This is a genomic window from Kitasatospora sp. NBC_01560, assembly GCF_045208415.1.
Lineage (GTDB): Bacteria > Actinomycetota > Actinomycetes > Streptomycetales > Streptomycetaceae > Kitasatospora.
The window spans coordinates 6,672,219-6,685,492 of sequence record NZ_CP109364.1 but is presented as its reverse complement, the minus strand read 5'-3'; the positions used below and the strand labels follow the sequence as shown (position 1 = coordinate 6,685,492).

Annotated in this window: 9 protein-coding genes; 2 read left to right on the top strand and 7 right to left on the bottom strand. The window is 71.5% G+C overall.

All coding sequences use genetic code 11. The features are described 5' to 3' along the window. Positions 1-123: 123 nt before the first annotated feature. From uvrC to uvrA, 3 genes are all read right to left on the bottom strand, one after another. A complete protein-coding gene (gene uvrC / locus OH807_RS28885; RefSeq protein ID WP_406204453.1) occupies positions 124-2,340 on the bottom strand; it encodes an excinuclease ABC subunit UvrC in 2,217 nt (738 codons plus the stop codon). A gap of 51 nt (positions 2,341-2,391) precedes the next feature. Beyond that, the gene (locus OH807_RS28880) at positions 2,392-2,844 is read right to left on the bottom strand and encodes a Rieske (2Fe-2S) protein (protein ID WP_406204451.1); all 453 of its coding nucleotides are present in this window, start codon (positions 2,842-2,844) and stop codon (positions 2,392-2,394) included. 170 nt (positions 2,845-3,014) lie between these two features. Further along, positions 3,015-5,933 (bottom strand): excinuclease ABC subunit UvrA, encoded by a 2,919-nt coding sequence (gene uvrA, locus OH807_RS28875; RefSeq protein WP_406204448.1) that lies wholly within the window; start codon positions 5,931-5,933, stop codon positions 3,015-3,017. Between the two features lie 268 nt (positions 5,934-6,201). Between uvrA and OH807_RS28870 the strand changes: the two genes are divergently transcribed. Both OH807_RS28870 and OH807_RS28865 read left to right on the top strand, forming a co-directional pair. Then, complete coding sequence (locus tag OH807_RS28870; RefSeq protein ID WP_406204445.1) at positions 6,202-6,966, top strand: maleylpyruvate isomerase family mycothiol-dependent enzyme; 765 nt, start codon at positions 6,202-6,204, stop codon at positions 6,964-6,966. A gap of 53 nt (positions 6,967-7,019) precedes the next feature. After that, entirely contained in the window at positions 7,020-7,673 is a 654-nt protein-coding gene (locus OH807_RS28865; protein ID WP_406204442.1) for an MBL fold metallo-hydrolase, read from the top strand. Positions 7,674-7,788: 115 nt separating this feature from the next. On the opposite strand, the gene OH807_RS28860 is transcribed toward OH807_RS28865, so the two are convergent. The 4 genes from OH807_RS28860 to zapE form a co-directional block, all read right to left on the bottom strand. Next, positions 7,789-8,769, bottom strand: a complete 981-nt coding sequence (locus OH807_RS28860) for a TerC family protein (protein WP_406204439.1) — start codon at positions 8,767-8,769, stop codon at positions 7,789-7,791. A gap of 274 nt (positions 8,770-9,043) precedes the next feature. After that, the gene (locus OH807_RS28855; RefSeq protein ID WP_406204437.1) at positions 9,044-9,625 is read right to left on the bottom strand and encodes a TerD family protein; all 582 of its coding nucleotides are present in this window, start codon (positions 9,623-9,625) and stop codon (positions 9,044-9,046) included. Between the two features lie 287 nt (positions 9,626-9,912). Then, positions 9,913-12,006, bottom strand: coding sequence for an excinuclease ABC subunit UvrB (gene uvrB / locus OH807_RS28850; protein ID WP_406204434.1), 2,094 nt, complete (start codon positions 12,004-12,006; stop codon positions 9,913-9,915). A gap of 36 nt (positions 12,007-12,042) precedes the next feature. Beyond that, positions 12,043-13,164, bottom strand: a complete 1,122-nt coding sequence (zapE, locus tag OH807_RS28845) for a cell division protein ZapE (RefSeq protein WP_406211254.1) — start codon at positions 13,162-13,164, stop codon at positions 12,043-12,045. Positions 13,165-13,274 lie beyond the last annotated feature (110 nt).

Below are 13,274 nucleotides of genomic sequence, written 5' to 3'. Positions count from 1 at the left end.
GTCACTTCGGTTCCCCGCTCTCGATGGTTCTGCTGAGGAGAACGCGCGTCGCGCGGGCATGCTTCCCCGGTCCACTCGGACGAGTGAGCGCGGGGCGCGCCGGCTGACGGGCGGCGTCGGCCGTCATGGCGTCTCCTGGGAAGGTGCGGTCCGGGGTGCCGCGGTCGGCGGCACTTGGTCCTGCGGCTCTGCGGTCTTCGGCACTGCGGTCGTCGGCACTGCGGTGGGCGGCACCGCGGTCGTCGGCCCTGTCGTCGGCCCGGCGGTCGTCGGCTCGGCGCCCCGCGGTCCTGCGGTGGTCCGGGGCGCTGCGTCCGCCGGGCCGCCGACCGCGTCGGCGCCGTCATCGATGATCTCGCCGGTGGCGGTGTTCACGGCCGGTGCCGCCGGTGTACGGGAGGACAACGCTGCCGCAACAGTCTCCGCCGTGCGGCGTCCGATGCCGGGCACGGCGCAGAGTTCGTCGACGGTGGCCGCCCGGAGCTTCTTCAGCGAACCGAAGTGCTTGAGCAGCGCCTGGCGGCGAGTCTCGCCGAGGCCGGGAACGGAGTCCAGCTCCCCGGCGGTGAGTCGCTTGGAGCGCTTGTTGCGCTGGTAGCCGATCGCGAAGCGGTGCGCCTCGTCGCGGACCCGCTGGAGCAGGTAGAGGCCCTCGCTGCTGCGCGGCAGGACCACCGGGTCGTCCTCGCCGGGCAGCCAGACCTCCTCCAGCCGCTTGGCCAGGCCGCACAGCGCGACGTCGTCGATGCCCAGCTCGTCCAGGGCCCGCTTGGCCGCGGCGACCTGCGGCCGGCCGCCGTCGACGACGAGCAGCTGCGGCGGGTAGGCGAACCGGCGCGGGCGGCCCGTCTCCGGGTCGACGGGGCCGGCCGGTGCACCCGGCTCGTCCTCCCCGCCCTCCTCCGGGACGGCCCACTCCCCGGTCTGCTCGCGCTCCTGCAGGTAGCGGCGGAACCGGCGGCCGATCACCTCGTGCATCGAGCGGACGTCGTCCTGGCCCTCGAAGCCCTTGATCTGGAACCGGCGGTACTCGCTCTTGCGGGCCAGGCCGTCCTCGAAGACCACCATCGAGGCGACCACGTCCTCGCCCTGGAGGTGGGAGATGTCGAAGCACTCGATGCGCAGCGGGACGGAGTCCAGCTCCAGCGCGTCGGCGATCTCCTGGAGGGCCCGGCTGCGGGTGGTGAGGTCGGAGGCGCGCTTGGTCTTGTGCAGCACCAGCGCCTGCTGGGCGTTGCGCTGCACGGTGGCCATCAGGTCCTTCTTGTCGCCGCGCTGCGGGACGCGCAGGTCCACCTGGGCGCCGCGCAGGCCGCTCAGCCACGCGCGGACCGGCTCGACCGGCTCGGGCAGCGCGGGGACGAGCACCTCGCGCGGCACCGACTCGCGCCGGTCGTCCTCGCCGACGCCGCCGTAGAGCTGCTGGAGGGCGTGCTCGACCAGGCCGGCGGTGTCCACGTCCTCGACCCGGTCGGTGACCCAGCCGCGCTGGCCGCGCACCCGGCCGCCGCGGACGTGGAAGATCTGGACGGCGGCCTCCAGCTCGTCCTCGGCGACGGCGAGCAGATCGGCGTCGGTGGCGTCGGCGAGCACGATGGCGTTCTTCTCCATCGCGCGCTTGAGCGCCCCGATGTCGTCGCGCAGCCGGGCCGCCCGCTCGTACTCCAGCTCCTCGGCGGCCTCCTGCATCTGCTCTTCCAGCCGGCGCAGGTAGTTGCCGGTGCGGCCGGCCATGAAGTCGCAGAAGTCCTCGGCGAGCGCCCGGTGTTCGTCGGCCGAGACCTTGCCGACGCAGGGCGCGGCGCACTTGCCGATGTAGCCGAGCAGACAGGGCCGGCCGACCTGGCGGGCGCGCTTGAAGACGCCGTTGGAGCAGGTGCGGACGGGGAAGACGCGCAGCAGCAGGTCGACCGTCTCGCGGATCGCCCAGGCGTGCCCGTAGGGCCCGAAGTAGCGCACGCCCTTCTTGTGCGCCCCGCGCATCACCTGGACCCGCGGGTACTCCTCGTCGAGGGTGACGGCGAGCTCCGGGTAGCTCTTGTCGTCGCGGTACTTGACGTTGAAGCGGGGGTCGAACTCCTTGATCCAGGAGTACTCCAGCTGGAGCGCCTCGACCTCGGTGGCGACCACCGTCCACTCCACCGAGGCGGCGGTGGTGACCATCGTCGCGGTGCGCGGGTGCAGCCCCGCGAGGTCCTGGAAGTAGGACGAGAGGCGGGGCCGCAGGCTCTTGGCCTTGCCGACGTAGATGACCCGCCCGTGGGCGTCGCGGAACTTGTAGACGCCCGGAGAGGCCGGGATCGCGCCCGGGGCGGGGCGGTAGGTGGACGGGTCAGCCATGGGTCCACCGTACCGAGTCGGGTCGGGCGTGCGGAGTGCGGATCAACTGCTTCAGCTCGGAGTCACCTTGAGGTTTCCACCCTCGACGACCACCTGGTACTCGGGCAGCGGCTTGGTCGCCGGGCCCTCGACGCGGGCGCCGGTGGTGAAGTTGAAGTTGCTGCCGTGACAGGGGCACTTGATCAGCTGGTCCTCGACCTTGTCGACCACGCAGCCGGCGTGGGTGCAGACGGCGCTGAACGCCTCCCACTGCCCCTCGGCGGGCTGGGTGACGACGATCTTCTTCTCCCGGTAGACCGTGCCGCCGCCCACCGGTACGTCCGTGGCCGGGCCGACCACCACCGGCTCCTTGGGCTTCGCCGGGGTGGAGGACTTCGGCGCCGAGGAGGAGCCGGCGGAGGCGCAGCCGGACAGGGCGACCGTGCCGCCGGCGGCGAGCACGGCGGCGGCGCCGCAGAGCACGGTGCGACGGGAGGCGGCGGGGGTCTCGGGGGCCTCGGACATCGGTGGCTGCTCCTGGTGGGGTGGGCGGTCCCGGCGGGCCGGGCGGTCCTGCGTCAGCGGGATTCTATGCGGCGCACAGCCGGCCGCCCCGTGACGGGACGGCCGGGCTGCGGCGACGGGCCGCCGCCGGGGCGGGCGGCGGCGGGCCGCGGTCGGCGACGGGCCACGGGCTACTTCTTGGCGGCGGGCTGCTTCTTGGCCGCGGCACGCTTGCGCGGTGCCTTGACCGGGACCGGGGCGTCGGTGAACTCGCCCGGGAGGATGTCCCGCAGGAACTTGCCGGTGTGGCTCTCCGGGACGGCGGCGATCTGCTCCGGGGTGCCCTCGGCGACGACCGTGCCGCCGCCGGAGCCGCCCTCGGGGCCCATGTCGACGACCCAGTCGGCCGTCTTGATCACATCGAGGTTGTGCTCGATGACGATCACCGTGTTGCCCTTCTCCACCAGGCCGGAGAGGACCTTGATCAGCTTGCTGATGTCCTCGAAGTGCAGGCCGGTGGTGGGCTCGTCCAGGACGTAGACCGTCCGCCCGGTGGAGCGCTTCTGCAGCTCGGAGGCGAGCTTGACGCGCTGCGCCTCACCGCCGGAGAGGGTCGGCGCGGACTGGCCGAGCCGGACGTAGCCGAGGCCGACGTCGTTGAGCGTCCGGAGGTGGCGGGCGATCGCCGGGACGGCCTCGAAGAAGTGCAGGGCCTCCTCGATCGGCATGTCCAGCACCTCGGCGATGGACTTGCCCTTGTAGTGGACCTCCAGCGTCTCCCGGTTGTACCGGTCGCCGTGGCAGACCTCGCACGGCACGTAGACGTCGGGCAGGAAGTTCATCTCGATCTTGATGGTGCCGTCGCCGGAGCAGTTCTCGCAGCGGCCGCCCTTGACGTTGAACGAGAACCGGCCGGGCAGGTAGCCGCGGACCTTGGCCTCCTGCGTCTCCGCGAAGAGCCGCCGGACGTGGTCGAACACGCCGGTGTAGGTCGCCGGGTTGGAGCGCGGGGTGCGGCCGATCGGCGACTGGTCGACGTGCACCACCTTGTCCACCAGGTCGGTGCCGGTGATCCGGGTGTGCCGGCCCGGCACGCTGCGGGCGCCGTTCAGCTCCCGGGCGAGGTGGGTGTAGAGGATGTCGTTGACCAGCGTCGACTTGCCGGAGCCGGAGACGCCGGTGATCGCGGTGAACGTGCCGAGCGGGAAGCCGACCGTGACGTCCTTGAGGTTGTGCTCGCGGGCGCCGTGGACGGTCAGCTGGCGCTTGCGGTCCCGCTCGCGGCGGGCGGCCGGGATCGGGATGAACCGCTTGCCCGACAGGTACTGGCCGGTCAGCGACTCCTTGTTGGCGAGCAGCTCCTTCATCGAGCCGGAGTGCACCACCTTGCCGCCGTGCTCACCGGCGCCGGGGCCGATGTCGACCACCCAGTCGGCCATCTTGATGGTGTCCTCGTCGTGCTCGACGACGATCAGGGTGTTGCCGATGTCCCGCAGCCGGACGAGCGTCTCGATCAGGCGGTGGTTGTCCCGCTGGTGCAGGCCGATGGACGGCTCGTCCAGCACGTAGAGCACGCCGACCAGGCCGGAGCCGATCTGGGTGGCGAGCCGGATCCGCTGGGCCTCGCCGCCGGAGAGCGTGCCGGCCGCGCGGTTGAGCGACAGGTAGTCCAGGCCGACGTCGACCAGGAAGCGCAGCCGCTCGTTGACCTCCTTGAGGACGCGCTCGGCGATCTGCTTGTCCCGGGCGTTGAGCTTCATCGCGCCGAGGAAGTCCGAGCAGTCGCTGATCGACATCGCCGAGACGTCCGCGATGGAGCGCCCCTCGACGGTGACGGCGAGCACGACCGGCTTGAGCCGGGTGCCCCGGCAGGTCGGGCAGGGCACCTCGCGCATGTAGCCCTCGAAGCGCTCGCGGCTGGAGTCGCTCTCCGCCTCGGTGTGCCGGCGCTGGATGAACGGCACCGCGCCCTCGAAGCCCGTGGTGTACGAGCGGTCCCGCCCGTAGCGGGTGCGGAACTTCACCTCGACCTGGTGCTTGTGGCCGTACAGCAGCGCCTTCCTGGCGCGGGCCGGCAGCCCGGCCCAGGGGAGGTCGGTGCGGAAGCCCAGCTCCTCGGCGAGCGCGCCGATCAGCCGCTGGAAGTACTCCTTGGTGTGGCCGCCGGACCACGGGTGGATGGCGCCCTCGTCGAGCGACTTCTCCTCGTCGGGGACGACCAGCTCCGGGTCCACCTCCATCCGGTTGCCCAGGCCCGAGCAGTCCGGGCAGGCGCCGAACGGCGAGTTGAAGGAGAACGAGCGCGGCTCCAGCTCCTCGAACGACACGTCGTCGTACGGGCAGTACAGGTGCTCGGAGTACATCCGCTCGCGCTCGGGGTCGTCCTCCGGGAGGTCGACGAAGTCGAGCACGACCATGCCGCCGCCGAGCCGCAGGGCCGTCTCCACCGAGTCGGTGAGGCGGCGCTTGGCGCTCTCCTTGACGGTGAGGCGGTCGATGACCACCTCGACGGTGTGCTTCTCCTGCTTCTTGAGCTTGGGCGGCTCGGCGAGCTGGACCGTCTCGCCGTCCACCCGGGCGCGGGCGTAGCCCTTGGACTGGAGGTCGGCGAAGAGGTCGACGAACTCGCCCTTGCGCTCGCGCACCACCGGGCTGAGGACCTGGAACCGGGTGCCCTCGGTGAGCTCCAGCACCTTGTCCACGATGGCCTGCGGGGACTGCTTGGCGATCGGGCGGCTGCAGTGCGGGCAGTGCGGCTTGCCGATCCGGGCGAACAGCAGGCGCAGGTAGTCGTAGACCTCGGTGATGGTGCCGACGGTCGACCGCGGGTTGCGGTTGGTGGACTTCTGGTCGATCGAGACGGCCGGGGAGAGGCCCTCGATGAAGTCGACGTCGGGCTTGTCCATCTGCCCGAGGAACTGCCGGGCGTAGGAGGACAGCGACTCGACGTACCGGCGCTGCCCCTCGGCGAAGATCGTGTCGAAGGCGAGCGAGGACTTGCCGGACCCGGAGAGGCCCGTGAAAACGATGAGGGAGTCGCGGGGCAGGTCGAGCGAGACGTTCTTGAGATTGTGCTCGCGAGCACCGCGGACGATGAGGCGGTCGGCCACTGCTTCTGGCGCCTTTCTCCGGGGCGAGATGGCTGGCGGAAGTGATGCGTACTTCTTCCAGGATGCGGCAGCCAGCCTACTAGCTCACGCGTTCGATTATCGAGCCTGTCCAGCCGAGTCCACCCGAACGAGTGACGGGGCGCCCCGAGCCCGCCCCGGTCCGTTCGAAACTACTCCTGTTCGGCCCGGGGATCGGCGGTAACGTCACCACGTCAACGAGCGGCGGGGCCTGGAGGCAACGCCGCGAGCCCGCCGATCCGGAGGACCGATGACCGACCCCCAGAGCGCCGCCCGCGCCGCCGCGCAGCTCACCGCCGTCGCGGAGAGCACCGAGCGCCTGCTGCACACCGTGGCCGGGCTCAAGCCCGAGGCGCTGGCCGAGCCCTCGGCACTGCCCGGCTGGACCAGGGGCCACGTCCTGGCGCACCTCGCCCGCAACGCCGACTCCCTGGTCAACCTGCTGGACGGCGCCCGCACCGGCACCGACATCCCGCAGTACCCGAGCGGCGAGGCCCGCGACCGGGACATCGAGACGGACGCGCCCCGCCCGCTGGACGTCCAGCTCGCCGACCTGCGCGCCTCCGACCGGCGGTTCGCCGACGCGGCGGCGCTGCTGCCCGCCGCGGCCTGGACGGCCGAGGTGCGCCACCGCACCGGCTACGTCTTCGAGGCGTCCGAGATCCCCTGGAAGCGCCTGCTGGAGGTCGAGTACCACCACGTCGACCTCGACGCCGGCTACACCGCCGCGCACTGGCCCGCGGAGCTGGCCGGGGTGGAGTTCCGCCGGCTGAGCGACCGGCTGGCCGGCGACGGCGCCCTGCCGGGCGTGCGGCTGATCGCCGACGACACCGAGGACGGCGCCCTGATCGGCAGCGAGGAGGGCGGGCCGGAGCTCACCGTCGAGGGCCCCGTCCGGGCGCTCACCGCCTGGCTCTCCGGCCGCTCCGACGGCGACGGCCTTCAGGTCCACCGGGGCGGCGTCCAGCTCACCGACGGCCGCACCGCGCTGCCCCGACTTCCCCCGCTGGGCTGACGGCGCGAGGATGCTGTCAGGTCAGGTCAACCCACACCTCTAGGAGCGGACGGATGACGTACCACGGAGCGGTCAAGGTCGGCGGACCGCCGGACGTGCGCGAGCTGGCCCACCTGATCATCACCAAGGTGGCCGTCGGACCGTACGACAACAACGCCTACCTGCTGCGCTGCCGGGCCACCGACGAGCAGCTGCTGATCGACGCCGCCGCCGACGCGCCGGTGCTGCTGGAGACGGTGGGCGACACGCTGGCCACCGTGGTCACCACGCACCGCCACCACGACCACTGGGCGGCGCTCGCCGAGGTGGTCGCGGCCACCGGGGCCCGCACCGCGGCCGGGGAGCACGACGCCGAGGGCATCGACGTGCCGACCGGGCTGGCCCTGGCGGACGGCGACACCGTCCGGGTCGGACAGGTCGGGCTCACCGTCCGCCACCTGGTCGGCCACACCCCCGGCGCGATCGTGCTGGTCTACGACGACCCGCAGGGGCACCCGCACGTCTTCACCGGCGACTGCCTCTTCCCCGGCGGGGTGGGCAACACCTGGGGCGAGCCGGAGGCCTTCGCGAGCCTGTTCCGGGGCGTCAACGAGAAGCTCTTCGACGCCCTGCCGGACGAGGCCTGGGTCTACCCCGGCCACGGCAGCGACACCACCCTCGGCGCCGAGCGCCCGCACCTCCAGGAGTGGCGCGAGCGCGGCTGGTAGCCGGCCCGGCCGGGCGACCGGCACGACGACGGCGGCGGGCCCGCGACCACTGCTCGGTCGCGGGCCCGCCGCCGTCGGTGCACGGGGCTGCCGTGCACGGGGTTGCCACGGGGGCTCAGGCGTCGATCTTCTCCGCCTGCCCGGCCTCCCGCTCCTGCTTCCTGGAGGCCATCAGGCTGGTCACGGTGGTGACGGCGAGCACCACCACGATGAAGCCCAACGAGAACGGGATGCCGATCTCCGGGACGTGCACCCCCTGCTCGTGCAGCGCGTGCAGGACCAGCTTCACGCCGATGAAGCCGAGGATCACGGACAGGCCGTACGACAGGTGGACCAGCTTCTTCAGCAGCCCGCCGATCAGGAAGTACAGCTGGCGCAGGCCCATCAGCGCGAAGGCGTTGGCGGTGAAGACGATGTACGGGTCCTGGGTGAGGCCGAAGATCGCCGGGATCGAGTCCAGCGCGAACAGGACGTCGGTGGTGCCGATCGCCAGCATGACGATCAGCATCGGCGTCATCAGCCGGCGGCCGTTCTCCCGGACGAAGAGCTTGGTGCCGTGGTACTTGTCGGTGGACGGGAAGCGCCGCTCGATCGACTTGAGCAGACGGTTCTCCTCGAACTCCTCGTCCTCCTCGTCGGACCGGGCCTCCTTGATCAGCTTCCAGGCCGTCCAGACCAGGAATGCGCCGAAGATGAAGAACACCCAGGAGAACTGCGCCACCAGCGCCGCACCGCCGGCGATGAAGACCGCGCGCAGCACCAGCGCGATGATCACGCCGAACATCAGCACGCGCTGCTGGTAGATCCTCGGCACCGCGAACTTGCCCATGATCAGAATGAACACGAACAGGTTGTCGACGCTGAGCGACTTCTCGGTGATGTACCCGGCGAAGAATTCGCCGGCCGGCTTCGACCCGGAGTGCCACCAGAGGAACCCGCCGAAGATCACGGCCAGCACGACCCAGACCGTGGTCCAGATACCGGCTTCCTTGACCGAAACCTCGTGCGGCTTACGGCCGCCGATGAAGAAATCGGCCACGATCAGCGCCAACAGCACACCGATCGTGCCGACCCACATGCTTACGGAAACGTCCACTACTGCTCCTCCGGCAGGTAGGCGAGACAGACATCGTCACTGCCGGAGGTCTCTTCCGCCCGTCGGACTCGCTCGGCGAGTGCTCGGACCAGCGCCCCGGGACGCCGCTCGGGGCGTCCGTGATGACGGGACAACTGCTGCAGGGAATACTCCCCTCCGCTGCCATCGAGAGTAACAGGAAGTCCAAAGGAAGGTAAAGAAGGTAAAGAACCGCCCCGCGGCACCGCCCCCGGGGCACCACGGCGGCACCTGCTGGAGGAGCGGCTCGACGGCCCTAGAGGAACGGCTCGATGGCCGGCAGCAGGTCCTGGAAGGTCCGCCCCCGGGCCGGTGCGCCGATCGCCAGCATGGCCCAGCCGCCGGCCGCCTCGCGGTACACCTTGGCCATGATCTGGCCGGTGTGCGGGCCGCCGCCGGCCAGCTCGTACCGGGCCAGCTCCAGCCCGGTGGAGTCGTCCACCAGGCGGCAGTACGCGTTCTGCACCTCGGCGAAGGTCTGGCCGGTGTACGAGCTGACCGTGAACACCACCTGGGTGATGTGGGCCGGCACGTGCGCCAGGTCCACCAGGATCGACTCGTCGTCGGCGCCGGACCCGCTGCCGCCGACCAGGTTGTCGCCGGTGTGCCGGACGGAGCCGTCGTCGCTCTCCAGGTGCTGGAAGAAGACCACGTCGGACGGGGTCTGCTCGGCGTACAGCAGCGCCGAGGCGTCCAGGTCGATCTGGCGGGTGCGGCTGCCGAACAGGCCGCGCCTGGGCGCCGCCTTCCAGCCCAGCCCCATCCGGACGATCGTCAGCGACTCGCCCGAACCCTTCTGCAGGCTGACCTGCTGCCCCTTGGCAAGGGTCACCGACACGGCGTTGTCCTCTCTGCCCAGCCGCGCGGTCGGTCTCCGCGCCGGCTCCACGGTGGAACACCCCGTTGCCGTCCCCCGGCTGAGGCCCCCTGGTGCGACCGCCCCCGTCCCGGGGGCGGCACCGCAGGCCAGCCTAGGGCCTGCGCCCGGACGCACCGCCCGGCGTCCACCCGTTTGTGGCCAGGCCGATACACCGCCGGTCCTGACCGGCGCCGGAACCGGCCGGGCCCGGCGACCGCCGGCAGCGGCCCCGGGCGGGGCCCACCGCCGCCCGGGGCCGGGCCCGCTCAGGCGATGCCCGCCTCGCGCATCTGCCGCAGCTCCTTCTTCAGCTCCTTGACCTCGTCGCGCAGCCGGGCCGCCACCTCGAACTGGAGGTCCGTGGCGGCCGCGTGCATCCGGTCCGTCATCGACTGGATCAGCTCGGCCAGCTCCGCCGCCGGCATCGACTTGGCCGGCTTGCGGTCGGCGCCCAGGGCCGGCACCGGGGCCTTGCCCTTGCCGGCCGCGCCGCGGTACCCGCTGGAGAGCAGCTCGTCGGTGTCCACGTCCTCGCGGGCGAGGGTGTCCAGGATGTCGCCGATCTTCTTGCGCAGCGGCTGCGGGTCGATCCCGTGCTTCTTGTTGTAGGCCTGCTGGACGGCCCGGCGGCGGTTGGTCTCGTCGATCGCCCGCTCCATCGAGGGGGTGATCCGGTCCGCGTACATGTGGACCTGGCCGGAGACGTTACGGGCGGCGCGGCCGATGGTCTGGATCAGCGAGGTGCCGGACCGCAGGAAGCCCTCCTTGTCCGCGTCCAGGATCGCCACCAGCGAGACCTCGGGCAGGTCCAGGCCCTCACGGAGCAGGTTGATGCCGACCAGCACGTCGAACTTGCCGGCCCGCAGCTCGCGCAGCAGCTCGACCCGGCGCAGCGTGTCGACGTCGCTGTGCAGGTACTCGACCCGGATGTCGAGGCCGAGCATGTAGTCGGTGAGGTCCTCGGCCATCTTCTTGGTGAGCGTGGTGACCAGGACGCGTTCGTCCCGCTCCACCCGGGTGCGGACCTCGTGCACCAGGTCGTCGATCTGGCCCTCGGTCGGCTTGACGATCACCTCGGGGTCGATCAGACCGGTCGGGCGGATGATCTGCTCCACCTGGCCGTCGCCGCGCGACAGCTCGTACGGGCCCGGGGTGGCCGAGAGGTAGACGGTCTGGTCGATCCGCCCCAGGAACTCCTCCCACTTGAGCGGGCGGTTGTCCATCGCGGACGGCAGCCGGAAGCCGTGCTCGACCAGGGTGCGCTTGCGCGAGGCGTCGCCCTCGTACATCGCGCCGATCTGCGGGACGGTGACGTGCGACTCGTCGATCACCAGGAGGAAGTCCTCCGGGAAGTAGTCGAGCAGCGTGTTCGGCGGGGAGCCGGGCTCGCGGCCGTCGAAGTGCATCGAGTAGTTCTCCACGCCGGAGCAGGTGCCGATCTGGCGGAGCATCTCGATGTCGTAGGTGGTGCGCATCCGCAGCCGCTGGGCCTCCAGCAGCTTGCCCTGCTTCTCCATCCGGGCGAGCGTCTCCTCCAGCTCCTTCTCGATGCCGTTGACCGCGCGCTCCATCCGCTCCGGACCGGCGACGTAGTGCGAGGCGGGGAAGACGTGGACGGCGGTGTCCTGGGTGATGATCTCGCCGGTGAGCGGGTGCAGCGTGTACAGCGCCTCGATCTCGTCGCCGAACATCTCGATCCGGACGGCCAGCTCCTCGTAGACCGGGAAGATCTCGATGGTGTCGCCGCGGACCCGGAAGGTGCCGCGGCTGAAGGCGACGTCGTTGCGGGTGTACTGGATGTCGACGAAGCGGCGGAGCAGGACGTCGCGGTCGATCTCCTCGCCGACCTTGAGCTGCACCATCCGGTCGACGTACTCCTGCGGCGTGCCGAGACCGTAGATGCAGGAGACCGAGGCGACCACGATCACGTCCCGGCGGGTGAGCAGCGAGTTGGTCGCGGAGTGGCGCAGCCGCTCGACCTCCTCGTTGATCGAGGAGTCCTTCTCGATGTAGGTGTCCGTCTGCGGGACGTAGGCCTCGGGCTGGTAGTAGTCGTAGTACGAGACGAAGTACTCGACCGCGTTGTTGGGCAGCAGCTCGCGGAACTCGTTGGCCAGCTGGGCGGCCAGCGTCTTGTTCGGCGCCATCACCAGGGTGGGGCGCTGGAGCTTCTCGATCATCCACGCCGTGGTGGCGGACTTGCCGGTGCCGGTGGCGCCGAGCAGGACGACGTCCTTCTCCCCCGCGCGGATCCGGCGCTCCAGCTCGGCGATGGCCGCCGGCTGGTCACCGTTGGGCTGGAAGGGGCTGACGACCTCGAAGGGCGTCACTGACCGCTCAATACTCGTGATGGGTCGCACGTGTCCACCGTACGACCCACCACTGACAACCGGTGCCTACTTCGCGCCGTCCCCGGCGCCGGCCACCGCACCGGCTCCGACGCCGGCCGCGACAGCGGCTCCGGCCGCGGCCGCGGGCTTCGCGCTGTCCCGCGCCAGGGCGACCAGGCGGGAGACCGCCCGCAGGTACTTCTTCCGGTAGCCGCCGCGGAGCATCTCCTCCGGGAAGACCTGGTCGAACGGGACGCCGGAGGCGGTGATCGGCAGCTCGCGGTCGTACATCCGGTCGGCGAGGACGACCAGGCGCAGCGCGGTGGACTGGTCGTCGACCTGCCGCACGCCGCGCAGGCAGACCGCCCGCACGTCGTCCAGCAGCGCGCCGTAGCGGCTCGGGTGGACGGCGGAGAGGTGGTCGAGCAGGGCGCCGAAGTCGTCCAGCGAGGCACCCGCGGTGCGGCCGGCGACGGCCTCCACGTGCGCGTCGGAGTACGGCGGCGGCGCGTCCGGGAGGCCGCGGTGGCGGTAGTCCTGGCCGTCGATCCGCATCGGGCGGAAGTGCGCGGAGAGGCCCTGGATCTCGCGGAGGAAGTCGGCGGCGGCGAACCGGCCCTCGCCGAGCTTCTCGGGCAGGGTGTTGGAGGTGGCGCAGAGCTTGACGCCGTTCTCGACCAGGCGGCCGAGCAGGGTGGAGACCAGGACGGTGTCGCCCGGGTCGTCCAGCTCGAACTCGTCGATGCAGAGCAGCGTGTGCCCGGAGAGCGTGGTCACGGCCTGCTGGAAGCCGAGCGCACCGACCAGGTTGGTCAGCTCGACGAAGGTGCCGAAGGCCTTGGGGCCGGGGGCCGCGTGCCAGAGCGAGGCGAGCAGGTGGGTCTTGCCGACGCCGTAGCCGCCGTCCAGGTAGACGCCGGCCGGGCCGGTGGGCGCGGGCGCGCTGCGGCGGAACCAGCTGCGCCTGGGGGCCGCACCGTTCCCGCTGTTGAGCGTGCCCGCGAACTGCTCCAGGACCTGTACGGCCTCGTACTGGCTGGGCTGGGTCGGGTCGGGGAGGTACGTCCCGAAGCTCACGTCGGAGAAGCGCGGCGGCGGGACCATCTCGGCGACCAGCCGCTCGGCGGGGACGACGGGGCGTCGGTCGGTGAGGGCGACGGGGGCGGCGGCCGGGGGCTCGGTGGCTATCGACTCGCTCGCACCGGGCGCGGCGTCGGGGTGTGGGGCTGCTGCGGGCACGGTACTAGAGGGTACGCCTGGTCGCGGCCCGGTCCGGGCCGGGCCCGCGGTAGGCGGGG

Excerpts from the sequence above, each read along its gene's own strand:
- uvrC (WP_406204453.1), bottom strand. The coding sequence starts at position 2,340 with ATGGCTGACCCGTCCACCTACCGCCCCGCCCCGGGCGCGATCCCGGCC.
- OH807_RS28880 (WP_406204451.1), bottom strand. The coding sequence starts at position 2,844 with ATGTCCGAGGCCCCCGAGACCCCCGCCGCCTCCCGTCGCACCGTGCTC.
- OH807_RS28870 (WP_406204445.1), top strand. The coding sequence starts at position 6,202 with ATGACCGACCCCCAGAGCGCCGCCCGCGCCGCCGCGCAGCTCACCGCC.
- OH807_RS28865 (WP_406204442.1), top strand. The coding sequence starts at position 7,020 with ATGACGTACCACGGAGCGGTCAAGGTCGGCGGACCGCCGGACGTGCGC.